The sequence below is a fragment of the Stenotrophomonas sp. FW305-3-2-15-E-LB1 genome, from assembly GCF_058787375.1.
The window spans coordinates 1-25408 of the sequence record NZ_JBYSZR010000005.1; the positions used below are offsets into that span (position 1 = coordinate 1).

The window sequence follows — 25408 nt, forward strand, 5'->3', positions numbered from 1 at the left end:
GGGCGCTTTGCTTGCGAAGCACTGCTTCGCAAGCGCCCGAACGCACAGCCGCCAGCGGCTGGGCCGGCCTGGGGGTTTACGGCGTGTCCTGACCACCCACACCGCCCCGCCATCCCACGGAATGCCGCTCTTGATCTTGAGGTTGCCGGCCAGCGGCCGGCACTACCGCAGGTGCAGGGCTGCAAGCCCTGCCGAAACCCTCCCCTACCATGACTGCAGTCACTTGCCCGATTGCCCCGCGCTGGCGAAAGTCGAGCAGTTGACGTGATCGGAGCGGCCCTTTGCCCTCCGCACGGTTGTAAGAAGAGAGAGACGCTGTGCAACGACGTGAGTTCCTGGCTTATTCCGGTCTGGGCCTGGCGGGCCTGGTGCTGCCGCATTCGCGGCTGATCGCGGCCGAGCAGCTGCTTGCGCCCGTGGATACCGCGCAGCGCCGGCGGCTGGCCGAGGTCGCCCTCGCTGCCGCACGCACCGCCAAGGCCAGCTACTGCGACGTGCGCATCGGCCGCTACCTCAACCAGTCGATCATCACCCGCGAACACCAGGTCGGCAACGTGACCAACCGCGAGTCGTCCGGCGTGGGCGTGCGGGTCATCGTCAACGGCGCCTGGGGCTTCGCTGCAACCCATCAGCAGACCGAGGCGGCCGTGCGCGGCGCGGTCGAGCAGGCCACGGCCATCGCCCGCGCCAATGCCGGCATCCAGACCCGGCCGGTGCAGCTGGCGCCGACGCCACCGGTCGGCGAGGTGCGCTGGCAGACCCCGGTGCGCAGGAACGCCATGGAAGTGCCGATCCAGGACAAGATCGAACTGCTGCTGGCGCTCAACAGCGCCGCGCTCGATGCCGGTGCCGATTTCATCAATTCCACCCTGTTCCTGGTCAACGAACAGAAGTACTTCGCCTCCAGCGACGGCTCCTTCATCGACCAGGACATCCACCGCATCTGGCTGCCGTTCACCGCTACCGCCATCGACAAGGCCAGCGGCAAGTTCCGCACCCGTGCCGGGCTGTCCTCGCCGATGGGCATGGACTATGAGTTCCTCGACGGCGATGCGCGCGGCAAGGTACAGCTGCCCGGCGGCATCACCGCCTACCGCGATTCCTATGACCCGGTGGAGGACGCCATCGCCGCCGCCCGCCATGCGCGCGAGAAACTGAAGGCGCCGTCGGTGAAGCCCGGCAAGTACGATCTGGTGCTGGACCCGTCCAACCTGTTCCTGACCATCCACGAGAACGTCGGCCACCCGCTGGAGCTGGACCGCGTGCTGGGCTACGAGGCCAACTACGCCGGCACCAGCTTCGCCACGCTGGACAAGCGCGATGCCGGCTTCCGCTGGGGCAGCGACCTCGTCACCTTCTTCGCCGACAAGACCCAGCCGGGCAGCCTCGGTGCGGTCGGCTACGACGATGAAGGGGTGAAGACCCAGCGTTGGGACCTGGTGCGCGATGGCGTGCTGGTCGATTACCAGGCCACCCGCGATGAGGCCCACATCCTCGGTCGCGACGCCTCGCATGGCTGCAGCTATGCCGATTCCTGGTCCAGCGTGCAGTTCCAGCGCATGGCCAATGTCTCGCTGGCGCCGGGCAAGGCACCGCTCAGCGTCGAGGACATGATCAAGGATGTGGAGAACGGCATCTGGATCCACGGCCGCGGCTCCTACTCCATCGACCAGCAGCGCTACAACGCGCAGTTCGGCGGCCAGCTGTACTACCAGATCAAGGACGGCAAGATCGCCGGCATGGTCGAGGATGCCGCCTACCAGATCCGCACGCCGGAGTTCTGGAACGCCTGTACCGCGATCTGCGACCAGCGCGATTTCCGCCTCGGCGGTTCCTTCTTCGACGGCAAGGGCCAGCCCGCGCAGGTATCGGCGGTCTCGCACGGGTCGTCCACCACCCGCTTCAACGGCATCAACATCATCAACACCGCGCGCAGTCTCGGCGCCTGAGTCGTCCCATCCTTCGACGTGGAGAGCTGCCTTGCAGAGACGTGACTTCCTCGCCCTTACCGGGCTTACCGCGGGCGGCCTGATCGTGCCGTCGTTCTTCGGCAAGGCCATCGCCGCCGAGCAGCTGCAGTCCAGCCTGGACCTGGGGCTGAAGAAGCGCCTGGCCGATGCGGCGCTGCAGGCCGCTCGCAGCGCCGGCGCCACCTACTGCGATGTACGCATCGGCCGCTACCTGCGGCAGTTCGTCATCACCCGCGAGGACAAGGTGCAGAACGTGGTGAACACCGAGTCCACCGGCGTCGGCATCCGCGTGATCGTCAACGGCGCCTGGGGCTTCGCTGCCACCAATGCGCTGGGCACCGCCGACGTGGCCCGTGCCGCGCAGCAGGCCGCTGCCATCGCCAAGGCCAACGCCGGCGTGCAGACCGCGCCGGTGCAGCTGGCCAAGGCACCGGGCGTGGGTGAAGTGAGCTGGCGCACGCCGATCCGCAAGAACGCCATGGACGTGCCGATCAAGGAAAAGGTCGACCTGCTGCTGGACGTCAACGCCGCCGCGATGGGCGCCGGTGCCAGCTTCGTCAATTCGATGCTGTTCCTGGTCAACGAGCAGAAGTACTTCGCCTCCACCGATGGCTCCTACATCGACCAGGACGTGCACCGCATCTGGGCGCCGATGACGGTCACCGCCATCGACAAGGCCAGCGGCAAGTTCCGCACACGCGAAGGCCTGTCCGCGCCGATGGGCCTGGGCTATGAGTACCTGGACGGTGCGGCCAGCGGCAAGGTGCTCACCCCCAATGGCGTGGTGAACTACGGCTCGTCCTACGACATGAAGGAAGATGCCATCGCCGCGGCGAAGCAGGCACAGGAGAAGCTGAAGGCACCGTCGGTGAAGCCGGGCAAGTACGACCTGGTCCTCGATCCGTCGCACACCTGGCTGACCATCCACGAATCGATCGGCCACCCGCTGGAACTGGACCGCGTGCTCGGCTACGAAGCCAACTACGCCGGCACCAGCTTCGCCACGCTGGACAAGCGCGAGCAGCATTTCCAGTACGGCAGCGAGCACGTCAACATCTTCGCCGACAAGACCCAGCCGGGAAGCCTCGGCGCGGTCGCGTACGACGATGAAGGCGTGAAGTGCAAGCGCTGGGACTTGATCAGCAACGGCAAGCTGGTGGATTACCAGACCATCCGCGACCAGGCCCACATCCTCGGCAAGACCGAGTCCGATGGCTGCTGCTACGCCGATTCCTGGTCCAGCGTGCAGTTCCAGCGCATGGCCAACGTATCGATGGCGCCGGGCAAGACCCCGCTCAGCGTCCCGGACATGATCAAGGACGTCGAGAACGGCATCTACATCATCGGCGACGGTTCGTTCTCCATCGACCAGCAGCGCTACAACGCGCAGTTCGGCGGCCAGCTGTTCTACGAGATCAAGAACGGCCAGATCACCCGCATGCTGGAGGACGTGGCCTACCAGATCCGCACGCCGGAGTTCTGGAACGCCTGCACCGCCGTGGCCGACGAACGCGACTACCGCCTGGGCGGTTCGTTCTTCGACGGCAAGGGCCAGCCGGGCCAGGTCTCGGCGGTCTCGCACGGTTCGTCCACCGCGCGCTTCAACGGCATCAACGTCATCAACACCGCACGCAGCCTCGGCTGACCGGTCAGGAGCCCTTACACCATGAGTATCTTCACCGAAGCCCAGGCCAAGGCCATCCTCGACAAGGTCATCGCCCTGTCCAAGGCCGATGAGTGCACCGCCGTGCTGGCCGGTTCCATCAGCGGCAACATCCGTTTCGCGCTGAACAACGTCTCCACCAGCGGCATCGTCGACAACACCGAGCTGGCCGTCACCGTGGCCTTCGGCAAGCGCGTGGGCACCGCCTCGATCAACGAGTTCGACGATGCCGCGCTGGAACGCGTGGTGCGCCGCGCCGAGGACCTGGCCCGCCTGGCCCCGGAGAACCCGGAGTTCATGCCCGCCATCGGCAAGCAGAGCTACCGTCCCAGCCCGACCTTCAGCGAATCCACCGCCGCGATTGATCCGGCGTTCCGCGCCAAGGTCGCCGCCGATTCCATCGCGCCGTGCCGGGGCAACGGCCTGATCGCTGCCGGTTTCCTCGAAGATGGCCAGGGGTTCCAGGCCACCGCCAACAGCAACGGCAACTTCGCCTACCAGCGCACCACCAGCTTCGACTACACCTGCACCGTGCGTACCGAAGATGGCCGCGGTTCGGGCTGGGTCGGCCGCAACCTGAAGGATGCGGCGGACTTCAAGGCCGACCAGGACATCCGCATCGCCATGCGCAAGGCCACCGAATCGGCCGAAGCCAAGGCGCTGGAACCGGGCAAGTACACGGTGATCCTGGAGCCGGCGGCGGCCGCGGGACTGATCAGCTTCATGATGAACTTCTTCAGCGCACGCTCGGCCGATGAAGGCCGCAGCTTCCTGTCGAAGAAGGGGGGCGGCAACAAGCTGGGCGAGCAGGTCTACGACCCGCGCGTGAGCATGTATGCCGACCCGTGGCATGCCGAGGCACCGGTGCTGCCGTGGGATGGCGAGGGCATGCCGCGCGAGCGCATGGCCATCATCGAGAACGGAAAGATCGCCAACCTGGACTACTCGCGCTTCTGGGCGCAGAAGCAGGGCAAGACCGCCAAGGCCACGCCGGGCAACCTGCTGATGAGTGGCGGCGACAAGAGCACGGCCGACCTGGTGCGCGGCACCCAGAAGGGCATCCTGGTCACCCGCACCTGGTACATCCGCATGGTCGACCCGCAGACCGTGCTGCTGACCGGCCTCACCCGCGATGGCACCTTCTACATCGAGAACGGCCAGATCAAGCACCCGGTGAAGAACTTCCGCTTCAACGAATCGCCGGTGATCATGCTCAACAACATCGAGGAACTGGGCCGGCCGGTGCGCGTGGCCGGTGATGAATCCAGCTTCGTGATGATGATCCCGCCGATGAAGCTGCGCGATTTCACCTTCACCTCGTTGTCCGACGCGGTCTGATGGATCGCCGGGCCTGCCTGCGCTGGCTGGCCGCTGCCGCTTCGGCGGCGGCGCTGCCGGCCTGGGCACAGGCGGGCCCGCGCAGTTCGCGCTACGACTTCTGGTTCACCCGCCTGCAGTACGACTCCGGTGACTGGGACGTGGACGCGCGCATGCCGTCCAACCTGATCACCTCGCTGATCGACTACACCTCGCTGCGGGTGGACCCGCAGGAGCACGTGGTGGCACTGGCCGACCCGCGCATGCTGGAAGCACCGTTCTGCTATCTGGCCGGGCACACGCTGGTGGAGTTCAACGCCGCCGAGCGGCAGAACTTCGTGCGTTACGTACGCAACGGCGGCTTCGTTTTCGTCGATGACTGCAACCACGACATCGACGGCCTGTTCGCCACCTCGTTCGAGGCGCAGATGGGCCGCCTGTTCGGGCCGAAAGCCCTGCAGAAGCTGCCCAACACCCATGCGCTGTATCGCAGCTTCTTCCGCTTCCCGGACGGCCCGCCCGCCACCGGCTTCGAGCTCAACGGCTGGGGCGACGACCTGGTGCACGACTACCTGAAGGGCATCGAGGTCGATGGCCGCCTTGGCCTGCTCTACAGCAACAAGGACTACGGCTGCGAGTGGGACTACGACTGGCGCAACAAGCGTTTCCTGGCCGAAGACAACACTCGTTTCGGCGTCAACATCGTGATGTACGCGCTGAACAACTGACAGGACCTGCACGACCATGACCACCCTCGACCTCGATTCCCTGCTGCCGCGCCTGGATGCGCTGCGCGCGGCGCTCGCGCGTGCGGTGGTCGGCCAGCACACGGTGGTCGAGCAGCTGCTTATAGGCCTGCTGGCCGGCGGCCACTGCCTGCTGGAGGGTGCGCCCGGCCTGGGCAAGACCCTGCTGGTGCGCTCGCTCGGGCAGGCGCTGGAGCTGCAGTTCCGGCGCGTGCAGTTCACTCCCGACCTGATGCCCAGCGACATCCTCGGCACCGAGCTGCTGGAAGAGGACCACGGCACCGGCCATCGCCATTTCCGTTTCCAGCAGGGCCCGATCTTCACGAACCTGCTGCTGGCCGACGAACTGAACCGCACCCCGCCCAAGACCCAGGCCGCACTGCTGGAAGCGATGCAGGAACGCACGGTCAGCCACGCAGGCACCACGCGCGAGCTGCCCGCGCCGTTCTTCGTGCTGGCCACGCAGAACCCGATTGAACAGGCCGGTACCTACCCGCTGCCGGAAGCCCAGCTGGACCGTTTCCTGCTGCACGTGCTGGTGGATTACCCGAGCGAAGACGAAGAGCGCCGCATCATCGAGCAGACCACGGGCGGCGCCACCGGGGCGGTGCCGAAGGTGATGGATGCCGACGCGGTGATCGCGCTGCAGGCCGCCGTGCGCCAGGTGCATGTCAGCCCCGATGTGCTGGCCTGGATCACCCGCCTGGTGCGCGCCAGCCGTCCCGGCGACGGCGCACCGGCCGCCATCAACCAATGGGTGAAGTGGGGCGCTGGCCCGCGCGCCGGACAGTCACTGGTGCTCGCGGCGAAGGCACGCGCATTGCTGCAGGGCCGCTTCGCCGCCACCCGCGAGGATGTGCAGGCCCTGGCTGCACCGGTGATGCGCCATCGCCTGCTGCTGTCCTTCGCCGCCGAAGCCGAACAGAAGCGGGCCGACGACGTGGTCGCCGCCCTGCTGCAGGCCGTGCCGTTCCCGGGTTGAAGCACACGTGAGCACCGGCACGCCGCTGACCCTGCCACCGGAGCTGCGCGCGCGCCTGCGCACGCTGCGGCTGCGGCCGCGCCTGGCCAGTGGCGCAGGCGGCATCGGCCAGCACGCCAGCCGCAGCCGCGGTGCCGGCCTGGAGTTCGCGCAGTACCGCGCTTACGAGCCGGGTGACGAACTGCGCCAGATCGACTGGAAGCTGTACGCGCGCTCGGACCGCTTCTTCGTGCGCGAATCCGAACGCGAGAGCCCGATCACCGTCTGGCTGCTGCTGGACGCCACCGCCTCGGCCGGCCAGGCCGACCGCGCGGCGCCGCAGCGCACCCGACTGGACCACATGCGCGGGCTTGCCGCCTGCGTGGTCGAACTGGCCCTGCAGCAGGGTGATCGCTTCGGCCTGCTGGCGATCAACGGCGATGGCCTGCAACTGGTACCGGCCGGCAACGGCGCACGCCAGCGTGATCGTGTGCACCTGCAGCTGCATGCCCTGCAGGCGCGCGGTGGCTGGCCGGCAGCCGGCCGCCTGCGCCCGCTGTGGGAACGCGTTCGCCCCGGCGATCTGCTGCTGGCCATCGGCGATGGCTTTGATGAGGCCAGCATCGTGCTGCTGGAACAGCTGGCCAGCGCACGCCGCGAGGTGATGCTGCTGCAGGTGCTGGGCGCCGACGAGCGTGATTTCCCGTTCGATGCCGGCCACCGCTTCCGCGATCCGGAAACCGGCGAGGAACTGCTGGGCGATGGCGCCGCGATCCGCGCCGACTACCTGCAGCGCTTCGCTGCCGCACACAGTGCGCTGCAGTCGCGCCTGCAGGCCAGCGGCATCGCCAGCGCCACCGGTTGGCTCGACCAGCCGTTGGACCAGCCACTGCAGGTGGTGTTCGGCCGCGGAGGCGGCGCATGACCCTGCTGTTCCCGCTGGGCCTGGCGGCGCTGGCCGCATGGCTGCTGCCACTGCTGATCCACCTGGCCCGGCGCCATCCGTATACGCCGCTGGATTTCGCCGCACTGCGCTGGCTGCGCGCGCAGGTCCGCCCGCGCCAGCGCATCCGTTTCGATGATTGGCCGCTGCTGCTGGTACGCCTGCTGTTGCTGGCTGCACTGGCGCTGCTGCTGGCGCGCCCGGCGCTGACCGGCAGCGCACCGCCCCCCGGCGCGTGGACGGTGGTGGCGCCCGGCCTGGATGCCCGCGCACAGCGCGGCAGCAGCGAAGCAGCCCACTGGCATTGGCTGGCGCCCGGCTTCCCGTCCGTCGACCAGCCGGCGCCCGGCGTGGCTGCGCCGCTGGCCAGCCTGCTGCGCGAGCTGGACGCGCAGCTGCCCACCGGCACCGCGCTCACCGTGCATGTGCCCGATCCGCTGCCAGGCCTGGATGGCGCACGCCTGCAGCTGTCGCGACCCGTGCACTGGCAGCCGCACCCTGCGGCCCCCGCCAGCACACAGGCCTTCGTGGCGCCGCCACGCCTGCGCGTGCATGCCGACGCACCGGCCAGCGCGCGGCAGTGGATCAGCGCCCTGCAGCGTGCGTGGAGCACCCAGCCTGCACCCGCCGAGCTGCCTGCCGATACGCTGCCCGCACGCGGCGAGATTGCGGTGTGGAGCGGTACCGGTGCATTGCCGCCTGCCTGGCAGGCCTGGCTGCGCCACGGCGGCAGCGTCCTCACCGCGGCCCCACCGGTGCAGGGTGCCAGCGTGCGCCTGCGCACCGCCGAGGGCGCGCCGCTGCTGTGGCAGCAGCGTGTCGGCCAGGGCCGCCTGCTGTCGCTGCCCGGCGAGTGGGACGCCACCCACAACGCCGCGCTGCGTGATGCCCGTTTGCCGCAGTCGCTGTTGATGGCCCTGCAACCGCCGCCGCCCGCGCGTGTGGCCGATGCGCAGGACCAGGCACCGCAGCAGGCAGTCCTGCCCGCGAGCGTTGCCGCACCGCGTGAACCCACGCCCTGGCTGCTGCTGGCCATCGTGCTGCTGTTCGCGCTGGAACGCGGGATGGCCAGCCGCCGCGCGCGGAGGCCGGCATGACGTCGCTGCAACGCACCTGGCAACGCGCACGCCGCCGCCGCGCCAGCATCACCCTGCTGCTCGGGCTGCCGTGGGCGCTGGCCGCCACCGCGCTGGCCCTGCGGCTGGCCGGCTTCGATGCCGCCTGCGTGGTCGCCACGCTGGCGCTGCTTGCCTGTGCGGGCGTGGCGGTGGCGCGGGCGCGTCGGATGGACCCGCGCTGGCTGCAGCGCCAGCTCGACGGCAGCGGCCGCAGCGAGGACAGCGCCGACCTGCTGTTTGCCGATGTCGCCCGCCTCAACCCGTTGCAGCAGCGCCAGCGCGCGCATGTGCTGGCCACGCTGGAACGCACCATGCCGGACCTGCGCCCGCGCTGGCCGCGCGCCGCACTGGCCCTGTGCTGGATCGGCGGGCTGGCCATCGCCCTGCTCGCGCTGGGCTGGCCGCGCAGCACGGGCATGCCTGCAGGCAGCAGTGGCACGGCAACGGCGCCCGCTGCTGCCGCCGGCCCGCTGCAGCTGCAATCAACCCGCCTGCAGATCGATGCACCGGCCTACACCGGGCAGGCCACGCGCACCCAGAACGCGCTGGATGCCAAGGTGGCTGCGGACAGCCGGCTGTCGTGGTCACTACGGTTCGACCGTGCGCCCAGCAGCGCCTGGCTGCAGTTCCACGATGGCCGCCGGCTGCCGCTGCGCGAGCACGATGGCCAATGGCAGGCGCAGGACGTGGCACGCACGCCGGTGCTGTACCGCGTGGTCAGCGAGCCTGCGCTGGCCAGCACCCGCCTGTACCGGCTGGATGTGGTGGCCGACCGCGCGCCCAGCGTGCGCGTGCTGGAACCGGCCGCCAGCCTGGTGCTGGGCACGCCCGGGCAGCGGCAATGGGCGCTGCGCTTCGAAGCCAGCGATGACTACGGCGTGGCCACGCAGGCAAAACTGTCGATCACCACCACCCAGGGCAGCGGCGAGAACATCACCTTCGTCCAGCGCAGCGTCACCCTCACCGGCAGCGGTGAAGCCACCGCACGACGCTTCGCCCACACCCTCGACCTGGCCGCGCTGGGCGCGCAGCCCGGCAACGATGTGATCGCCCAGCTGGAAGTGCGCGACAACCACGCCCCCAGCGCGCAGACCGGGCGCAGCAGCAGCGTGATCCTGCGCCTGCCGACCACCGAAGTCGCGCTCGGTGCCGAGCTGGAAGGCCGCATCAAGAAGACCCTGCCGGCGTATTTCCGCAGCCAGCGGCAGATCATCATCGATGCCGAAGCGCTGATCCGCCAACGCCGCAGCCTGGCCGCCGATGACTTCATCAAGCGCAGTGATGCGATCGGCGTCGACCAGCGCATCCTGCGCCTGCGCTACGGCCAGTTCCTCGGCGAAGAAAGCGAGGGCGCGCCAAAGCCGCCGCCGACCAGCGACCTGCCCACCAGCGATACACCCGCAGCCGACTCGCACGATCACGACGACGAGCATCAGCACACGCAGGACGATGGCCATGATGCGCATGGCCACGACCACGGCGGCACCGGCGGCAATGCCGGCACGCCGCCGGTGTTCGGCAGTGCCACCGACGTGCTGTCCGAGTACGGCCACACCCACGACCACGCCGAGGCCGCCACCCTGCTCGACCCGCAGACCCGCGCCACCCTGAAGGCCGCGCTGGACCAGATGTGGTCGGCCGAAGGCGAGCTGCGCCAGGGCCGGCCCGAGCAGGCGCTGCCGTTCGCCCACAAGGCGCTGGGCTTCATCAAGCTGGTGCAGCAGGCCGAGCGCATCTACCTGGCCCGCGTCGGCCCCGAACTGCCGCCCATCGACGAAGGCCGCCGCCTGGGCGGCGACCGCACGGGACTGGCCAGCCGCGAGCTGCCGCTGGCCGCACGCACAGCGCCGGACCCGGCCATCGTCGAGGCCTGGCAGCGGCTGGGCGACGGTGACGGCACGCCCGACCTGGATGCGCTGGCCGGCTGGCAGCAGCGCCATGCCGCCTTCCTGCCCGACGCCCTCGACCTGGCCGCCGCCATCGAGCAGCTGCGCATCGAACCGGACTGCAGCGACTGCCGCCAGCGCCTGCGCGCGCAGCTGTGGCGCGCCCTGCAGCGGCCGCTGCCGCAGGTGATGCGGCGCACGGCCACCGATGCGATGGGCCAGCGCTACCTCGATGCGCTGGAGGCACAGCCATGAACGCCCCTGCATTGAACCTGTGGCTGGCCGTGGCCCTGGCGGTCATCGTCATCCTCGCCAGCGCGCTGCAGCTGCGCGCGCCCACTGCACATCGCGGCCGCCGCGCGGTTCGGCTGGGCGTGCAGGCCATCGCCGCGGTGCTGCTGTATTTCTGCCTGCAGCCACCCAGCCAGCAGCAGCCGGCGGGCGGCCTGGTCGTGCTCACTGCCGACGCCACCGCTGCCGGCACATTGCCGGCCAGTGATGGCCCCCTGCTGCTGTTGCCGGAAGCGGCGGATGTGCCGGGCGGCCAGCGCGTACCTGATCTGGCCACGGCGCTGCGCCAGCACCCGGCCTCCACGCTGACCCTGGTCGGCGCCGGCCTGGCCGCGCGTGACCGCGACACCGTGCTGCCGGCGCACGTGCAGTGGCAGGCGCCGCCTGCGCCGCGCGGCTGGATCGCGCTGCAGCCGCCGGCCGATGCAGCGCCCGGTGCGCGCTTCGAGGTGCACGCCCAGGCGCACGGCATCAGCGCTGGCCGCGCCGAACTGCTGGACCCGGCCGATACCGTGGTTGATCGCGCGGACCTGGCCGCCGATGGCCGCGTGCAGCTCAGTGGCATCGCCCGCGCGCCGGGCCGCAGCGTGTTCCATCTGCGCCTGCTTGACGCGCAGTCGCACGTGCTGGACAGCGTGCCGGTGCCGCAGCAGACGCTGGCGGCGGCACCGCTGCGCCTGCTGGTGCGTGCCAGCGCGCCCGGGCCGGAACTGAAGTACCTGCGCCGCTGGGCCACCGATGCCGGCCTGCGCGTGCAGGTGCAGGCCGACACCGGCGCGGGCCTCAGCGTGGGCGATGGCGCGGTGCCGCTGGATGCCGCCGCACTGGCGCGCAGCGATCTGCTGCTGCTGGATGAGCGCAGCCTGGCAGGTTTGAGCGCGGGCCAGCTGGCTGCAGTGCGCCAGGCACTGCGCGATGGCCTTGGTGTGCTGGTGCGCAGCGCCGGTGCACCCTCGGCCAGCGCGCGCCTGCGCCTGCGCGATCTCGGCCTGCCGGTGCAGGGCGATGGCAGCAGCCACGTGGCCGATCTGCCCAGCGATGGTGAGAGCACGATGCTTGCCGCACGGCGTGGCCCGCTGGGCTCGACCACCCTGCCCAGCGCCGACGGCGAAGCGGCCGACCGCAGCTCGCACAGCGCCGCCCTGCCCACGCTGGAGGTGCTGGCATTGCAGCCGATCGATGGCAGCACGCTGCTGCACGACCGCGCGGGCAAGGCACTCGGTGGCTGGCGCAGCGTCGGCAAGGGCCGCATCGGCCTGCTGCCGGTCACCGACAGCTGGCGCTGGGTGCTGGCCGGTCGCGATGATCGCCACGGCGAACTCTGGAGCGGTGTGGTCGCCACGCTGGCACGCGCGCAGGCCGGTGCGGATGCACTGTGGTCAGCGCAGGCGATTGCCTGGGCAGGAGAGCGGCAGGCTCTGTGCGGCGTGCAGGCGCCGCTGCAGGCGTTCGATGCGAAGGGCGCGGGGGTGCCGCTGGTGGTCGATGGCGCGACAGCGTCGCTGCGCTGCGCCGGCTGGTGGCCGCGTGCCGCAGGCTGGCAACGCCTGCAGCATGGCGAGGCAACCGTCTGGCGCTATGTGTTCGACGCGAATGAGGCAGCGGTGCTGCATCGGCAGGCGATGATCGATGCAACCACGCAGGCGCTGGCAACGGCCACGCCTGCGGGTGCTGCGGCGATGCAGCCGGTGCCGGGCCCGCGCTGGCCGTGGTGGCTGGCGTTCGTGCTGTGCGTGTCGCTGCTGTGGTGGCTGGAACGGCGGCGCTGAGCCCCACCCATGAAGCATCCACGCATGGCGTGGATCTACTGACCCCATCCCTCACCGCGCCCCGGTACGCCGGTACACGCCGTCGAACCGCACGTTCATGCCACCACATTCGCTGTTGTCGGACACCACCAGCACGTCGCCCAGCACCTGGGCGTGCACCGTGCAGCTGTCCTCGACGAAATCCACCTGGCTGCCACGCGGCGTCGCCTGCGCTTCCACCTGGCCCATGTTCGGCCCATACGGCCGCTGTTCCGGCGTGGGGTTGGCCGAGGGCCAGTAGGCATCACCTTCGACATGAAGCTGGCCGCCACGCACCGAGATGCGCAGGCCGTTGTCGCCATCCTTCCAGTCACCGGCCCAGTCCTGCAGCGACGGCGTTGCCACCGGCAACGGCTGCAGCGTGCTGCGGTCGACCCAACCGGCGCTGCCGCCCACCTTGTTCGGATAGAACGCGCAGCGGTACGCGCCCAGGTCACGGCCGGTCACCACGGTATCGCCGCTCACCACGTAACTGCGCTGGCGGCAGGCCGGTTCGCCCTTGGCTGGGCAGCCGTCCATATCGCCCAGCAGGTACAAACGCTGCGTGCCCACCACCCTGGCCAGCGCGAAACCAGACTGCGCGGATGGGAAAAGGCCGTTGCGGCAGGAGCCACCGTCGGCCAGGTCGCTGGCCGCCGCAGCCAGCGGGCTCAGCGTGGCAAGCAGGAGAAGAGAGCGCAGCAGCATCCAGGCAGCCTCGGAAGGAGAGGCGGCAGGATAGCGCCTACTTCCCGGCCGGGGGATCGCAGCCTTCCTGCTGCTCGCAGAACTGCTGTGCACGGCGCTGCTGCTCGGCGGTCAGTTCCGGCGGTGGCCGTGCAATGGCGGACTGGATCTGGTCCGGGCCACCGGTCAGCTTGTTCAGGCCTTTGCCAGCGGCAGTCAGGCCTTTCACCACGCCCATCATGATGTAGCCACCGCCCATGCTCACCTGTTCGGGCGACGGCGGCTCGCTCCAGTCGCGGCTGAAGCGGTTGTCACCGAACTTCACCGGATTCTTGAAGCGGTACAGATCCAGCGGCTCGTCATCTTCGGGCTTGATCGCGCGCACTTCGCCCAGGGTGGTGACATCGCCCTGCGGCGGCGCAGGCAATGGCGATTGCGCAGCGGGCTCGACCACCGGCGTGGCCTGCTGCGCCTGCGCGGTGGCGGCCAGCATCATGCCGGCCAGAAGTGCTCCCTGCAGTTCCCGTCGTGCCACAGCCATCGCCCTGCCTGTTGCGTGCAATCCTCGAGGATACGCATCACGGCTTCAGATTTCGTTGCCTGCGCTGCCGGCATTCAGCCAGCGGTGTCGTGCCGCCGCACTGAATGATTCACTGCATCCCGGCACGCGGTCTCACACCCTGAGACCCATCTGTGGTGCCATGTGACCCCTCGCAAACCGTCCCGGCTTCACCTCCATGGCCTACGAACTCGCCAAGCGCACCGCCGACGCCGAGCAGAAGCTCGCCACCCGCGACGGCCTGCCCGCCCGCGATGGCGCCCTGCTCAGTGCGCGCCTGCAGCGCCGCTACCACGACCGCATCACCGGCAGCTTCGCCATTCCCGGCCGCGAGGGCCGCTATGCGCCGCTGCCCGGTTCGGTGCCGCCGGCCCTGGCTGCAGCGCTGAAGGCGCGCGGCATCGAGCAGCTCTACAGCCACCAGGCGGAAGCGTGGGAGGCCAGCCAGCGCGGCGAGCACGTGGCCATCGTCACCCCCACCGCCAGCGGCAAGTCGCTGTGCTACACCCTGCCGGTGGTCAGCGCAGCCATGCAGGACAAGGCCAAGGCGCTGTACCTGTTCCCGACCAAGGCGCTGGCCCAGGACCAGGTGGCCGAGCTGCTGGAGCTCAACCGCGCCGGCGACCTCGGCGTGAAGGCCTTCACCTTCGATGGCGACACGCCGGGCGATGCCCGCCAGGCCATCCGCCTGCACGGCGACATCGTGGTGTCCAACCCGGACATGCTGCACCAGGCCATCCTGCCCCACCACACCAAGTGGGCGCAGTTCTTCGAGAACCTGCGCTACATCGTCATCGACGAGGTGCACACCTACCGCGGCGTGTTCGGCAGCCACGTCACCAACGTGCTGCGCCGGCTCAAGCGCATCTGCGCGTTCTACGGCGTGCAACCGCAGTTCATCCTGTGCTCGGCCACCATCGGCAACCCGCAGGCGCATGCCGAAGCACTGATCGAGGCGCCGGTCACCGCCATCACCGAATCCGGCGCGCCCAGCGGGCCCAAGCAGGTGCTGCTGTGGAACCCGCCGGTGATCAACCCGGACCTGGGCCTGCGTGCCTCGGCGCGATCGCAGAGCAACCGCATCGCCCGCATCGCGATCAAATCCGGGCTGAAGACGCTGGTGTTCGCGCAGACCCGGCTGATGGTGGAAGTGCTGACCAAGTACCTGAAGGACATCTTCGACCACGACCCGCGCAAGCCGCCGCGCATCCGCGCCTATCGCGGTGGCTACCTGCCCACCGAACGCCGCGAGACCGAGCGTGCGATGCGCGCGGGCAACATCGACGGCATCGTCAGCACCTCGGCGCTGGAACTGGGCGTGGACATCGGCAGCCTGGACGTGGTGATCCTCAACGGCTACCCCGGCAGCGTGGCCGCCACCTGGCAGCGCTTCGGCCGCGCCGGTCGCCGCCAGCAGCCCGCGCTGGGGGTGATGGTGGCCAGCTCGCAGCCGCTGGACCAGTACGTGGTGCGGCATCCGGATTTCTTCGCCGAGGCCTCGCCCGAGCACGCGCGCATCGCGCCGGACCAGCCGCTGATCCTGTTCGACCACATCCGCTGCGCGGCCTTCGAACTGCCGTTCCGGGTGGGCGATGGCTTCGGCCCGATCGATCCGGAAGTGTTCCTGGAGGCGCTGGCCGAAACCGAGGTCATCCATCGCGAAGGCGAGCGCTGGGAATGGATCGCCGACAGCTATCCGGCCAACGCGGTCAGCCTGCGCGCGGTGGCCGATGGCAACTTCGTGGTGGTCGACCGCAGCGATGGCCGCCAGCAGATCATCGCCGAGGTCGACTATTCCGCGGCCGCGCTCACCTTGTACGAAGGCGCCATCCACATGGTGCAGTCCACCCCCTACCAGGTGGAAACGCTGGACTGGGAAGGCCGCAAGGCCTACGTCACGCGCACCCACGTGGACTACTACACCGACAGCATCGACTTCACCAAGCTCAAGGTGCTGGACCGCTTCGACGGCGGCGTGGCCGGCCGTGGCGACTCGCACCATGGCGAAGTCCACGTCGTACGCCGCGTGGCCGGCTACAAGAAGATCCGCTACTACACGCACGAGAACATCGGCTACGGCCCGGTGAATCTGCCCGACCAGGAACTGCATACCACTGCGGTGTGGTGGCAGCTGCCGCAGGCATTGCTGCTGCGCGCGTTCGCCAGCAAGCAGGATGCGCTGGATGGCTTCCTCGGTGCCGCCTACGCACTGCACATCGTCGCCACCGTGGCGGTGATGGCCGATGCGCGCGACCTGCAGAAGTCGGTCGGCAACGGCGACGGTTCCTGGTTCGCGATCGCCGACCAGACCGGTCGCGGCCAGCTGCGCGGCGGCGAGGGTGATCCGGGCATCGTCGAGCTGCTGCAGGAGTTCGTGCCGACGGTGTACCTGTACGACAACTTCCCTGGCGGCGTCGGCCTCAGCGAACCGTTGTGGCAGCGCCAGGCCGAGCTGGTGCAGCGCGCGCGCGAACTGGTGCAGCGCTGCGACTGCAAGGCCGGCTGCCCGGCCTGCGTCGGCCCGGTGCTGGCTGCGCAGGAAGAAGATGAAACCTCGCCGCGTGCGCTGGCGCTGCGCGTGCTCGACCTGTTTGACGCCGAAGCCTGCCAGCACGTACGCGACGTGGTGGTGACCCCGCGCGACCCGATGGAGCTGCTGGCACCGTGAGCCTGAGCCTGGACAAGCTGCGCCTGCTGCGCAAGCAGGCCGGCGACCCGAAGGCGAGCGCCCCCGCCGCGCCGGAGCCGCCGCCCACGGCGCCTGCTCCGGTAGCCGCCAACGACGCGCGGCAGCCCGCCGCCGAGCGCTCGGTGTTCGCCTGGGTCGAGCAGGAGATCCGCCACAAGCCGACCGGCACGGCGGCACCTGCGACGGCACCGGCACCGCTGCGGCGGCCGGAAGTGGGCGGCCTGCATCGCCTGCTCGGCCTGCGCACGCGCGGCGCCGCCGCCCCGGCACGGGCCAGCGCGCAGGACCGGCAACTGCCTGGCGAGGAGATCGCCCCCGGCCTGTTCCTGATCGAATCGCTGCAGCCGCAGGCGATTCCCCCGCAGCCACTGTCACTGGATTTCGCCCGCCGCGACGGCGAGCACGTGGCCGCACGCGACCTGCTGTTCTTCGATACCGAAACCACCGGCCTGGCCGGCGGCACCGGCACCCGCGCCTTCATGATCGGCGCTGCGGACTGGCATGCCTGCCCGCAGCGCGGCGAGGGCCTGCGCATCCGCCAGCTGCTGATATCCACCATGGCGGCGGAAGACGCAATGCTGGCCACCTTCGCCAGCTGGCTGCAGCCCTCCACCGTGTTCTGCAGCTACAACGGCCGCAGCTACGATGCGCCGCTGCTGAAGGCGCGTTACCGGCTGGCCCGGCAGCGCGATCCGATCACCGCGCTGGACCACGTCGACCTGCTCTATCCCACCCGCCGCCGTTATCGCGGCAGCTGGGAGAACTGCAAGCTGTCCACCATCGAGCGCCAACTGCTGCGCGTGGTGCGCGAGGATGACCTGCCCGGTTCGGAAGCACCCGCGGCGTGGCTGCGCTACCTGCGCGGCGGCGATGCAGTGAACCTGCGCCGCGTGGCCGACCACAACCACCAGGACGTGGTGACCCTGGCCCTGCTGCTGCAGCGGCTGATCCGCGAGGAACAGCGCGAGCGCGAGACGCTGGCGCTGGTGCAGCCCTGAGCGCGCGCGGGTTCAGGCGGCGTTGACACCGCTGACACGCGCAGCGGCGACACTGCCCCCTGTCCCTTCACCGGAGCCGTGCCCATGCGCCGTACAACCCTGTTGCTGCTGGCCAGCATCCTGCCGCTCGCGGCCTGCAGCCATGCCGGTGCCAACAGTACCGCCGACACCGGCACCCTGCCGGCCAAGGGCGCCGAAGGCCCGCACGAATGCCGTCCGGAGACACTGGAGGCCTTCACCGGCAAGACGGCCGACGAGGCCACGATCAAGAAGCTGGTGGCCGACAGCGGTGCGCGCAACGCACGCGTGGTGAAGCCGGGCATGGCGGTGACGATGGATTTCCGCCAGGACCGGGTCACCGTGCGCGTGGACGAGCAGAACCGGATCGAGCGCGCCAGCTGCGGTTGATGAGGTAGCGCCGGGCCATGCCCGGCGGGTTCCATTCGCATACGCGCCGCTGCGCTCGCCGGGCATGGCCCGGCGCTACCGCTCCTTCAGAGCTGCTGGGCCTTGCCGCTGGCCATCGCGCGGGCGATCACCTGCTTTGCCTGTGCCGACGCCTGCGCCTGCAGCTGCGCCTGGCGTTCACCCAGTTCGGCCTGCTGGCTGCCCAGCGCGGCCTGGCGCAGGCCCAGCTGGGCCTGCTGGTTGGCCAGTTCGCTGATGTCGTGGCTGTGTGCGTCCTGCACCGCCTGCACTTCACGCATCGCAAGACGCACCTCGGCTGCGGCCTGGCGGGCAATCGCGGCGTCATCCACCGCACCACGTGCCGCCCTCGCGGCCTCCGCTGCGCCCTGGCGGTTGATGTCGCTCTCGCGCACCGCCCTGCTTGCCGCCTGGGTCGCCACACGGCTGATTTCCCGGGCATGCACGGCCTGCTTGCGGCCCAGCTCACCCTGCTGGCGCCCCAATACCCCCTGCTCGCGGCCGAGCTGGCCCTGCTGGCGGCCCAGTTCGGCCGATTGCGCATAGACGCGCTGCAGCGGCTGGATCAGGGCCGGATCACGCACGGCATAACGCTTGTTGCCTTCGCGGAACCACAGCACCGGGCCATCGCGGCCGACATCACGGCGGGCCTGCTGGATGTCATCGATCGTCGCACTGGCATAGCTGCGGCCGTGGTCGATCAGCACGTGGCCACGTTCCAGATCGTTGCCCAGGTGCAGCTCGCCCACCGTGGTGTAGCTGTCGTCATCCTCGGCAGGCGGTGCCGGAGGCGCGGGCGGTGCAGACGGCGCAGACGGCGCAGACGGCGCCGCGGGGACGGACGGCGCGGCGGGCGGTGCCGGCGGCTTGGGCATCACCAGATGGACCCCGTTGGCCGGCACAGCGGGCGCGGCCGGCGGTGCGGGCGGTGCAGGGACCACCTTCGGCGGCGCCGGCGGCGCAGGCGGTGCCGGGGCAGCCACGAGGCGCATCGGCGCCACGCCCACCGCAACCACCAGGGCGGTCAGGCCGATGGCGAGGATGCGCGGGCAGGCACGGCGCGGCTGCAGGCTCATCAGGCGGCGCTTCAGGCTGGTGGTGCTCGGCGCGGCACTGGCCACGCCCAGGTGCGGCTGCGGTGCCACGCCCAGCTGCAGCAGCAGGCGGCCATAAGCGTGGCGGCTGGCACCGTGCTGGCCGACCACCGCCGCATCCACTGCTTCTTCGCGGGCCTGGGCGTATTCGCGCACGGCCAGGCGCAGCAGCGGATGGAAGAAGAACAGGTGCTGGGCCAGTGCGGGCAGCAGGCCCCACTGCAGGTCACGGCGCTGCATGTGCTGCAGCTCGTGGGTCAGCGCCAGATCCAGCGCATCGCCCTGCAGGGCATTGGCACCGGCCGGCAGCAGCAGCACCGGGCGCAGCGGGCCGACCAGCTGCGGTGCGTCCACCTGCCCGCTCATCCACAGGCGCGGTGCGCGGCGCAGGCCATGGGCATCGGCAGCCAGTTGCAGCGCCTGCACCAGCGCCGCGTCTTCGCAGGGATGCGAGGCGGCCAGCAGCGCGCGGCACTGGCGCCACTCACCGAAGGTGCGCCACGCCATCACCAGCACGCCGGACAGCCACAGCGCGGCCAGCGCCATCGCCCACCAGGCCATCGGCGATACGCCGCTGCCGATCGACGCGGCGATGTCAGGGGCCTGGTCGATCGGCGCAGTGGCCAGCAGGTTCGCGGAGAGTTCCGGCGCCATCGGATGGATCGCATCGGCGGCCAGATCGGTGGCGCTCATTGCAACGGCCTGCGGCGCCGGCAGCCAGGCAAGCTGCAGCGGCTGGCTCCAGAACAGGCCCAGCACCGCCTGCAGCGACACCAGCCACCACAGGCGGCAGCGGGTGCTGGCCGACAGCGAGGGCAAGGCGCGGCAGAGGCCGTAGACCAGGGCCACCAGCAGCACGGTCTGCAGGCTGGTCCAGCCCAGGCGTTCCAACATCGGGATCAGCATCGTGGTGTCCATGGCTCAGCCCTCGTGGCGACGCGATTGGAGTTGGGCGACCAGCGCTTCCAGTTCCGCCAGTTCGTTGTCACTGACTTCCTGGCGTTGCGACAGGTAGGCCACGAACGGCGACACCGAGCCCTGCAGGGTGTTGTCGACGAACTGGGCCACGGCGCCCTGCAGCACGCTGTCCGGGCCACGGGTGGCCTGGTAGCGGTAGACGCCTTCCTGCTGCTCGCGCTGAAGATACCCCTTGGCGCGCAGCCGCTCCATCATCGTCAGCACGGTGGAACGGGCCAGCCCGCGGGCCTCGCCGTAGCCACTGGCGACCTCGCCGACGCTGGCCGGCGCATGTTCATCGATGTACTGCAGCAGGGCCAGCTCCTGGTCCCCGATGGTCTTGCCACGCATGACACCACTCCCTTGACTACACGTGTCGTCACTGTCTGCGTGACGACAGTTGTAGTCAACCCCCCGGAAGTCATGGGCCGACGAACGGTAGGGGTTGGGGATGGGCTTAAACCTTCTCCCCACCCCGCGCATCCGATCCCCGACAACCTGCCGGGAATTCCCATGTTCCGCCCAACGCTGCCCGCCCTTCTGCTGCTCCTCGCCGCCCTGCCGGTGGCCGCCGCGTCGCCCAGCACGGATGCCGCCAACGAACAGGCGCGCCGCCTGGTCCGCCAGACCATGCAGGACGAGCGCATCCCCGGCCTGCAGGTGGCCGTGGTCAAGGACGGCCACGTGGTGCTGTCCGAAGCCTTCGGCCTGGCCAACGTGGAGAACGGCATCGCCGCCACGCGCAGCACGCGCTTTCCGCTGAACTCGGCCACCAAGGCCTTCACCGGCGTGGCGGCCGCGCAGCTGGCGCAGCAGGGCAGGCTGGATCTGGATGCGCCGCTGGCGCGCTACCTCGATGCGCTGCCGCCGGCCTGGCAGAGCGTTCGCGTGCGCCAGCTGCTCGCGCACACCTCGGGCCTGCCGGACATCCTTGATGAGCGCGGGCTGCTGGGCGGTGGTACCGAGGCGCAGGCCTGGCAGGCCGTGACCGAGCGGCCGATGGATGCCGCACCCGGCCAGCGCTTCGCCTACAACCAGACCAACTACCTGCTGCTGGCGCGGATCATCGCGCGGCAATCGGGCATGCCCTACGAGCGCTTCCTCGCCAGCAGCCAGTTCGGCACGGTCGGCATGGACCGCACCACCTTCGGTGACAGCTACGACCTGGTGCCCGATGCAGCAACGATGTACAGCCTGGCGCCGCGCGCAACGGAAGCGGCCGACACGCCGCCACGCCTGTCGCACTGGTTCTACGACATGCCGCCCAGCCTGTGGGCGGGCGGCGGCATCCTCACTACCGCCGATGACACTGCACGCTGGCTGGCCGCGCTGGCCAGCGGCCGCCTGCTGGCCGAGCCCGCGCGCACGCGCATGTGGACCGCCGAGCCGCTCGCCGATGGCAGGGCCGGCCCTTGGGCCGCCGGGTGGCCGGTGCTGCAGGCCGCGCCGGACCGTCAGGTCGCCGGCATCGGTGGTGCGCGCTCGGCCTTCATCGTCTACCCCGACCGCGGCGTGGCGGTGGTGGTGCTGACCAACCTGGTCGGCGCCAACCCGCAGCGCTTCATTCCACGCATCGCCGATCTCTATGCACCTGCTAGAACAGCGCCCTGAACACCTGCAAGCACGCGCGCCCGGTCGGCCACCCCAGCCACATGCAGCACCAGTGTGTGCGGCAGCGCCAGCGTAGGGTGCTGGGCAATGGCGCAGAACGCGAACACCTCCGCCAGGGTGTCGCGGTCATGCCAGGTGGTCATCACAAAGTCGGCGCCCTCGCCCTCCAGCGATGCCATGTCCACCGCATCATCCCATCCGCTGCACTCGGTGCCCCAGGCCATCATGTAGCGGCAACCGCTGCGGACCAGCCAGTCGCTCACCCGCGCCTGCCAGTCCGCCTCCACGGCGGCTTCGACCGCCACAATGGCGCGGAAAGGGGAGCAGGCCCGTTCGGGCGGTATCGCGCCCGGCGGCAGCCACAGGTATTCAACGGTGCCGTCCATGCCCACCCCATCCTCTGTTCGCGTGCGCCGAGGATAGCTGCCGGCCAGCGGCCGGCACTACCGCCGGCTCAACCGCGCGGACCGCCCATCACCGGCAGGATCGCGCCGCTGATGTAGCTGGCGCACGCGGGCGAGGCCAGGAACACATAGGCCGGTGACAGCTCCTCCGGCTGCGCGGGACGGCCCATGTCGCTGTCCTTGCCGAACTCAGCCACCTCGTCGGCCTGCTTGTCGGCAGGATTCAGCGGCGTCCACACCGGCCCCGGGGCCACGCAGTTCACCCGGATGCCACGCGGCAGCAGCTGACTGGCCAGCGCCTTGGTGAAAGCATGGATGGCGCCCTTGGTGGCCGAGTAGTCGATGAGGGCCTTGCTGCCGAACAGGCCGGTTTCCGAGCCGGTGTTGATGATGCTGGCGCCCTCGCCCAGATGCGGCAGCACCGCCCGCGCCATCTGGATGTAGCCGCCGATGTTGGTCTGCAGGGTTTCCTGCAGGTGCGCGTCTTCCAGGTCTTCCAGGCGCTCGCAATGCAGCTGGAACGCCGCGTTGTTGACCAGGATGTCGATGCCACCGAACGCCTTGGCCACCTGCTTTACCGCCTTGTTGCAGAAGCGCGGATCACGCACGTCGCCGGCAATCACCACGCAGCGCCCGCCTTCGCGTTCCACGTGCTGGCGGGTGATGTCCGCATCCTCCGCTTCATCCAGATGCAGCACGGCGACATCGGCGCCTTCGCGGGCGAACAGCACGGCCACCGCGCGGCCGATGCCGGAATCACCGCCGGTGATGATCGCGCGCATGCCCTGCAGCTTGCCGCTGCCGACGTAATCCGGGGCGAGGAAGCGCGGTGCCAGTTCCAATGCATGCTCATGGCCGGGCTTGGCCAGGTGCTGGGCCGGCATGGTTTCCGGCTGCCGGCGCGCACCCGCCTGGGTGGCGGTCTTCTTCGTCGCCTTCCTGATGGCGCGTGCGTCCTTGGCCTTCTCCTGGTCCTGCAGGCGCCGCTGCCGCGCGGCCACCCGGGCCGCGCGCGGGTCGCTGGACGCGGCCTTGCGGGTGGCGGTCTTCACCACGCGCGGGCGGTCGGTTTCGGCGACGTTCTTTGCCGCGGTGCTGCCTTTGCGCACCTTGGGCGACGCCTTGCGGCGGGCGGGGGTCTTCTTGGTGGTGGCCATGCAGGTCTCCTCGGGAGGGGGATGGGGTCGCCGGCCAGCGGCCGGCACTACCGGGGGCGGCGTGCGCCGCTCGTGCAGTGTCCCTGCCCGCGTGGTCGGTGACGGTGAGCGCACCGTGTCCACCGCGTGCATGGCATTCATTCCGCCACCACGCGTGTCGTCGCACTCTTCAGGCCAAGACACGAGGAATGCCCAGATGAAACATGCGATTGCCACCGCCGCCGTCTGCTTTGCCCTTGCCGCCTGCAGCAGCAGTCCGGTTGCCCAGATCCAGCCGATCGATGGCGTGATTTCCGGCCAGTGCCACACCAACATGGTGCGCGGCGCAGTCGGCTTGGCCGCTTCGGCGATGACCGTCGAGCGGGCGCGCGTGGACAGCGACAGCCTGCACGTGCAGGTCACCCGCGGCAGCCGCGAGCGCAGCGGCAATACCGCCAGTGGCAGCGCTGACCCTGCCGCAGGCGCGGCCGTCGAGGGCGGTGATCGCCTGACCATCGAAACCGGCCGCACCAACAACATCACTGCCATCTATTGCGGGTAAGCGCCGTCGCGCAAACGCTACGCAGCGCTCAGGCGCTGCGCTTGGCCAGCCGCCGTGCCCGGCGCAGCACCTTCAGGGTCGCCTGCTCCCATTGCCGCGGGCCGCGCAGGCCCGCCAGCGAAGCGAGCTCACCGCGTTCCCAGCCCGCAAACACGCACGGGTCGATATAGGCCTTGCGGCAGACCGCCGGCGTGTTGCCCAGCCGCGCGGCCACCTGGCACACCACCTCGCGCTGCGCCTTGGCCAGCGCGCGCTGGCTGGCCGGCTCCGGCAGCTCGGTGGCGGCGAAGGTCTGCACCGCCGCCAGGGTGCCGCCCCAGGTACGGAAGTCCTTGGCGGTGAAATCCTCGCCCATCACCTCGCGCAGGTAGTCATTGACCGCACCGGAATCGACCGGCTGCACGACACCCTCGTCGTCGCGGTACTGGAACAGCGCCTGCCCGGGCAGCTGCTGCACGCCGCGCACCAGCGTACCGAGCCGGCGGTCGCCCACGGTCACCTCGTGCAGCTGCCCGGATTTGCCGCGGAAGCGCATGCGCACGCGGCCACCGCGCAGCAGGTCCAGGTGGCGGTTGCGCAGCGTGGTCAGGCCAAAGGATTTGTTTTCCTTGGCATAGGTTTCATTGCCCACCCGCACCAGGGTGTCGGCCAGCAGCGCGACCACCACCGCCAGCACCTTCTCGCGGGGGAAACCACGCAGCTTGAGATCGCGGCTGAGCCTGCGCCGCAGGGCGGGCAGTGCTTCGCCGAAAGCGATGGTGCGGTCGAACTTGCCTGAGTCGCGCACTGCCGCCCAGTCGGCGTGGTAGCGGTACTGCTTGCGCCCGCGCGCATCGCGCCCGGTGGCCTGCAGGTGGCCGTTGGCATGGGCGCAGATCCACACGGCGGTGTAGGCCGGCGGGATGGCCAGCGCGCGGATGCGCTGCAGGGTGGCGGCATCGCGCACGGCGTGGCCATCGGCATCGCGGTAGGCAAAGCCCTTGCCTGCGCGGCGCCGGCTGATGCCGGGCTGGGTGTCATCGACATAGCGCAGGCCCGCCGCGCGCGCGGCCTGTCGTTCGGGGGTGGGGGCAGGAGGCATGCCGCCAGTGTGGCGATCGGCGCGGCGTGGCCACGTCAATAACGCAAGACAAACACGTGAGGGGCCACGGGCGGCTATGCTCGGGTCTTCACAGTCCCTTCCGTTCCGGAGTCATGATGCCGTTCCAGATTCGCGCCCGTTCGCTCTCCGCCCTGCTGCTGCCGGCCGTGCTGGCGTTGTCCGCCTGCCAGGCGCCCGCGCTGGATGAGCAGGATTCGGCCACCGCCCATGCCCAGCAGGCCGCCGAAGCCGCCAAGGCCCCGGCCGATGAAGCCGGCAAGGCCACCGAAGCACCGCCGGCCGGCAACTGCGATGCCAGCCAGGTGCAGAGCCTGGTCGGCCAGGCCTACACCGATGCACTGGGCAAGCAGGCCCAGGAAGATGCCGCCGCCAGCCAGGTGCGCGTGCTCAAGCCCAGCGACGTGGCCACGATGGAGTTCCTGGGCGATCGCCTGAACATCGAAGTGGACGAAAAGGGCCTGGTCAGCGGCGCCCGCTGCGGTTGAGTGAAAGCCAACGCCG

22 protein-coding genes are annotated in these 25408 nt (G+C 70.0%); 15 read left to right on the plus strand and 7 right to left on the minus strand.

What is annotated here, in order from left to right; translation table 11 throughout:
- Positions 1 to 317 precede the first annotated feature (317 nt).
- From AC3WL7_RS05285 to AC3WL7_RS05325, 9 genes are read left to right on the plus strand one after another with little or no spacing between them, the layout of a single operon-like run.
- On the plus strand, positions 318 to 1949 hold the full coding sequence (locus tag AC3WL7_RS05285) for a TldD/PmbA family protein (RefSeq protein WP_492749593.1): 1632 nt from the start codon (positions 318 to 320) through the stop codon (positions 1947 to 1949).
- 31 nt (positions 1950 to 1980) lie between these two features.
- The gene (locus AC3WL7_RS05290) at positions 1981 to 3615 is read left to right on the plus strand and encodes a TldD/PmbA family protein (protein ID WP_312739599.1); all 1635 of its coding nucleotides are present in this window, start codon (positions 1981 to 1983) and stop codon (positions 3613 to 3615) included.
- Positions 3616 to 3636: 21 nt separating this feature from the next.
- Entirely contained in the window at positions 3637 to 4971 is a 1335-nt protein-coding gene (locus AC3WL7_RS05295; RefSeq protein ID WP_108745645.1) for a TldD/PmbA family protein, read from the plus strand.
- Positions 4971 to 5678 (plus strand): DUF4159 domain-containing protein, encoded by a 708-nt coding sequence (locus AC3WL7_RS05300; protein WP_197564653.1) that lies wholly within the window; start codon positions 4971 to 4973, stop codon positions 5676 to 5678. Before AC3WL7_RS05295 ends, AC3WL7_RS05300 begins: the two co-directional genes overlap by 1 nt.
- 16 nt (positions 5679 to 5694) lie before the next feature.
- The gene (locus AC3WL7_RS05305; RefSeq protein ID WP_492749594.1) at positions 5695 to 6678 is read left to right on the plus strand and encodes an AAA family ATPase; all 984 of its coding nucleotides are present in this window, start codon (positions 5695 to 5697) and stop codon (positions 6676 to 6678) included.
- A 7-nt stretch (positions 6679 to 6685) separates the two neighbouring features.
- Positions 6686 to 7582: a DUF58 domain-containing protein gene (locus tag AC3WL7_RS05310; protein ID WP_492749595.1), complete on the plus strand. Its 897-nt coding sequence runs from the start codon at positions 6686 to 6688 to the stop codon at positions 7580 to 7582.
- Positions 7579 to 8697, plus strand: coding sequence for a BatA domain-containing protein (locus tag AC3WL7_RS05315; RefSeq protein ID WP_492749596.1), 1119 nt, complete (start codon positions 7579 to 7581; stop codon positions 8695 to 8697). Before AC3WL7_RS05310 ends, AC3WL7_RS05315 begins: the two co-directional genes overlap by 4 nt.
- Positions 8694 to 10859, plus strand: coding sequence for a hypothetical protein (locus AC3WL7_RS05320; protein WP_492749597.1), 2166 nt, complete (start codon positions 8694 to 8696; stop codon positions 10857 to 10859). The genes AC3WL7_RS05315 and AC3WL7_RS05320 overlap by 4 nt, the downstream gene beginning before the upstream one ends.
- The gene (locus AC3WL7_RS05325; RefSeq protein ID WP_492749598.1) at positions 10856 to 12664 is read left to right on the plus strand and encodes a hypothetical protein; all 1809 of its coding nucleotides are present in this window, start codon (positions 10856 to 10858) and stop codon (positions 12662 to 12664) included. Before AC3WL7_RS05320 ends, AC3WL7_RS05325 begins: the two co-directional genes overlap by 4 nt.
- A 51-nt stretch (positions 12665 to 12715) precedes the next feature.
- On the opposite strand, the gene AC3WL7_RS05330 is transcribed toward AC3WL7_RS05325, so the two are convergent.
- Positions 12716 to 13390 (minus strand): hypothetical protein, encoded by a 675-nt coding sequence (locus AC3WL7_RS05330; RefSeq protein ID WP_492749599.1) that lies wholly within the window; start codon positions 13388 to 13390, stop codon positions 12716 to 12718.
- Positions 13391 to 13427: 37 nt separating this feature from the next.
- Positions 13428 to 13910 (minus strand): hypothetical protein, encoded by a 483-nt coding sequence (locus AC3WL7_RS05335; RefSeq protein WP_200734116.1) that lies wholly within the window; start codon positions 13908 to 13910, stop codon positions 13428 to 13430.
- A 196-nt stretch (positions 13911 to 14106) separates the two neighbouring features.
- Between AC3WL7_RS05335 and AC3WL7_RS05340 the strand changes: the two genes are divergently transcribed.
- The 3 genes from AC3WL7_RS05340 to AC3WL7_RS05350 all read left to right on the plus strand — a co-directional run bounded on the left by AC3WL7_RS05340 (position 14107) and on the right by AC3WL7_RS05350 (position 18023).
- Positions 14107 to 16596, plus strand: coding sequence for a DEAD/DEAH box helicase (locus AC3WL7_RS05340; RefSeq protein WP_200734117.1), 2490 nt, complete (start codon positions 14107 to 14109; stop codon positions 16594 to 16596).
- Positions 16593 to 17615, plus strand: coding sequence for a ribonuclease H-like domain-containing protein (locus AC3WL7_RS05345; RefSeq protein WP_492749600.1), 1023 nt, complete (start codon positions 16593 to 16595; stop codon positions 17613 to 17615). Before AC3WL7_RS05340 ends, AC3WL7_RS05345 begins: the two co-directional genes overlap by 4 nt.
- 84 nt (positions 17616 to 17699) lie before the next feature.
- Entirely contained in the window at positions 17700 to 18023 is a 324-nt protein-coding gene (locus tag AC3WL7_RS05350; protein WP_492749601.1) for an I78 family peptidase inhibitor, read from the plus strand.
- A gap of 86 nt (positions 18024 to 18109) precedes the next feature.
- On the opposite strand, the gene AC3WL7_RS05355 is transcribed toward AC3WL7_RS05350, so the two are convergent.
- Positions 18110 to 20053 carry a M56 family metallopeptidase gene (locus AC3WL7_RS05355; RefSeq protein ID WP_492749602.1) on the minus strand — a complete coding sequence of 648 codons (1944 nt, stop codon included), beginning with the start codon at positions 20051 to 20053 and terminating at the stop codon, positions 18110 to 18112.
- Positions 20054 to 20056: 3 nt separating this feature from the next.
- Positions 20057 to 20443, minus strand: coding sequence for a BlaI/MecI/CopY family transcriptional regulator (locus AC3WL7_RS05360; RefSeq protein WP_079224605.1), 387 nt, complete (start codon positions 20441 to 20443; stop codon positions 20057 to 20059).
- A gap of 192 nt (positions 20444 to 20635) precedes the next feature.
- On the opposite strand from AC3WL7_RS05360, the gene AC3WL7_RS05365 reads away from it, so the two are divergent.
- Entirely contained in the window at positions 20636 to 21703 is a 1068-nt protein-coding gene (locus AC3WL7_RS05365) for a serine hydrolase domain-containing protein (protein ID WP_492749669.1), read from the plus strand.
- Here the strand turns inward: AC3WL7_RS05365 and AC3WL7_RS05370 are convergent.
- Both AC3WL7_RS05370 and AC3WL7_RS05375 read right to left on the minus strand, forming a co-directional pair.
- Positions 21676 to 22089, minus strand: a complete 414-nt coding sequence (locus AC3WL7_RS05370) for a DUF7684 family protein (RefSeq protein ID WP_492749603.1) — start codon at positions 22087 to 22089, stop codon at positions 21676 to 21678. The two genes, AC3WL7_RS05365 and AC3WL7_RS05370, sit on opposite strands and share 28 nt — an antisense overlap.
- Before the next feature lie 68 nt (positions 22090 to 22157).
- Positions 22158 to 23264 (minus strand): SDR family oxidoreductase, encoded by a 1107-nt coding sequence (locus AC3WL7_RS05375; protein ID WP_492749604.1) that lies wholly within the window; start codon positions 23262 to 23264, stop codon positions 22158 to 22160.
- 196 nt (positions 23265 to 23460) lie between these two features.
- Between AC3WL7_RS05375 and AC3WL7_RS05380 the strand changes: the two genes are divergently transcribed.
- Positions 23461 to 23805: a putative periplasmic lipoprotein gene (locus AC3WL7_RS05380; RefSeq protein ID WP_079224598.1), complete on the plus strand. Its 345-nt coding sequence runs from the start codon at positions 23461 to 23463 to the stop codon at positions 23803 to 23805.
- A gap of 28 nt (positions 23806 to 23833) precedes the next feature.
- On the opposite strand, the gene AC3WL7_RS05385 is transcribed toward AC3WL7_RS05380, so the two are convergent.
- On the minus strand, positions 23834 to 24886 hold the full coding sequence (locus AC3WL7_RS05385) for a DNA topoisomerase IB (protein ID WP_492749605.1): 1053 nt from the start codon (positions 24884 to 24886) through the stop codon (positions 23834 to 23836).
- Positions 24887 to 25002: 116 nt separating this feature from the next.
- Between AC3WL7_RS05385 and AC3WL7_RS05390 the strand changes: the two genes are divergently transcribed.
- The gene (locus AC3WL7_RS05390) at positions 25003 to 25392 is read left to right on the plus strand and encodes an I78 family peptidase inhibitor (RefSeq protein ID WP_079225454.1); all 390 of its coding nucleotides are present in this window, start codon (positions 25003 to 25005) and stop codon (positions 25390 to 25392) included.
- Positions 25393 to 25408: the final 16 nt, after the last annotated feature.

Coding starts and splice junctions, on each gene's coding strand:
- AC3WL7_RS05355 (WP_492749602.1), bottom strand. CDS start 20,053: ATGGACACCACGATGCTGATCCCGATGTTGGAACGCCTGGGCTGGACC.
- AC3WL7_RS05340 (WP_200734117.1), top strand. CDS start 14,107: ATGGCCTACGAACTCGCCAAGCGCACCGCCGACGCCGAGCAGAAGCTC.
- AC3WL7_RS05325 (WP_492749598.1), top strand. CDS start 10,856: ATGAACGCCCCTGCATTGAACCTGTGGCTGGCCGTGGCCCTGGCGGTC.
- AC3WL7_RS05370 (WP_492749603.1), bottom strand. CDS start 22,089: ATGGACGGCACCGTTGAATACCTGTGGCTGCCGCCGGGCGCGATACCG.
- AC3WL7_RS05330 (WP_492749599.1), bottom strand. CDS start 13,390: ATGCTGCTGCGCTCTCTTCTCCTGCTTGCCACGCTGAGCCCGCTGGCT.
- AC3WL7_RS05380 (WP_079224598.1), top strand. CDS start 23,461: ATGAAACATGCGATTGCCACCGCCGCCGTCTGCTTTGCCCTTGCCGCC.
- AC3WL7_RS05360 (WP_079224605.1), bottom strand. CDS start 20,443: ATGCGTGGCAAGACCATCGGGGACCAGGAGCTGGCCCTGCTGCAGTAC.
- AC3WL7_RS05300 (WP_197564653.1), top strand. CDS start 4,971: ATGGATCGCCGGGCCTGCCTGCGCTGGCTGGCCGCTGCCGCTTCGGCG.
- AC3WL7_RS05315 (WP_492749596.1), top strand. CDS start 7,579: ATGACCCTGCTGTTCCCGCTGGGCCTGGCGGCGCTGGCCGCATGGCTG.
- AC3WL7_RS05295 (WP_108745645.1), top strand. CDS start 3,637: ATGAGTATCTTCACCGAAGCCCAGGCCAAGGCCATCCTCGACAAGGTC.
- AC3WL7_RS05385 (WP_492749605.1), bottom strand. CDS start 24,886: ATGCCTCCTGCCCCCACCCCCGAACGACAGGCCGCGCGCGCGGCGGGC.
- AC3WL7_RS05305 (WP_492749594.1), top strand. CDS start 5,695: ATGACCACCCTCGACCTCGATTCCCTGCTGCCGCGCCTGGATGCGCTG.
- AC3WL7_RS05335 (WP_200734116.1), bottom strand. CDS start 13,910: ATGGCTGTGGCACGACGGGAACTGCAGGGAGCACTTCTGGCCGGCATG.
- AC3WL7_RS05390 (WP_079225454.1), top strand. CDS start 25,003: ATGCCGTTCCAGATTCGCGCCCGTTCGCTCTCCGCCCTGCTGCTGCCG.
- AC3WL7_RS05320 (WP_492749597.1), top strand. CDS start 8,694: ATGACGTCGCTGCAACGCACCTGGCAACGCGCACGCCGCCGCCGCGCC.
- AC3WL7_RS05375 (WP_492749604.1), bottom strand. CDS start 23,264: ATGGCCACCACCAAGAAGACCCCCGCCCGCCGCAAGGCGTCGCCCAAG.
- AC3WL7_RS05350 (WP_492749601.1), top strand. CDS start 17,700: ATGCGCCGTACAACCCTGTTGCTGCTGGCCAGCATCCTGCCGCTCGCG.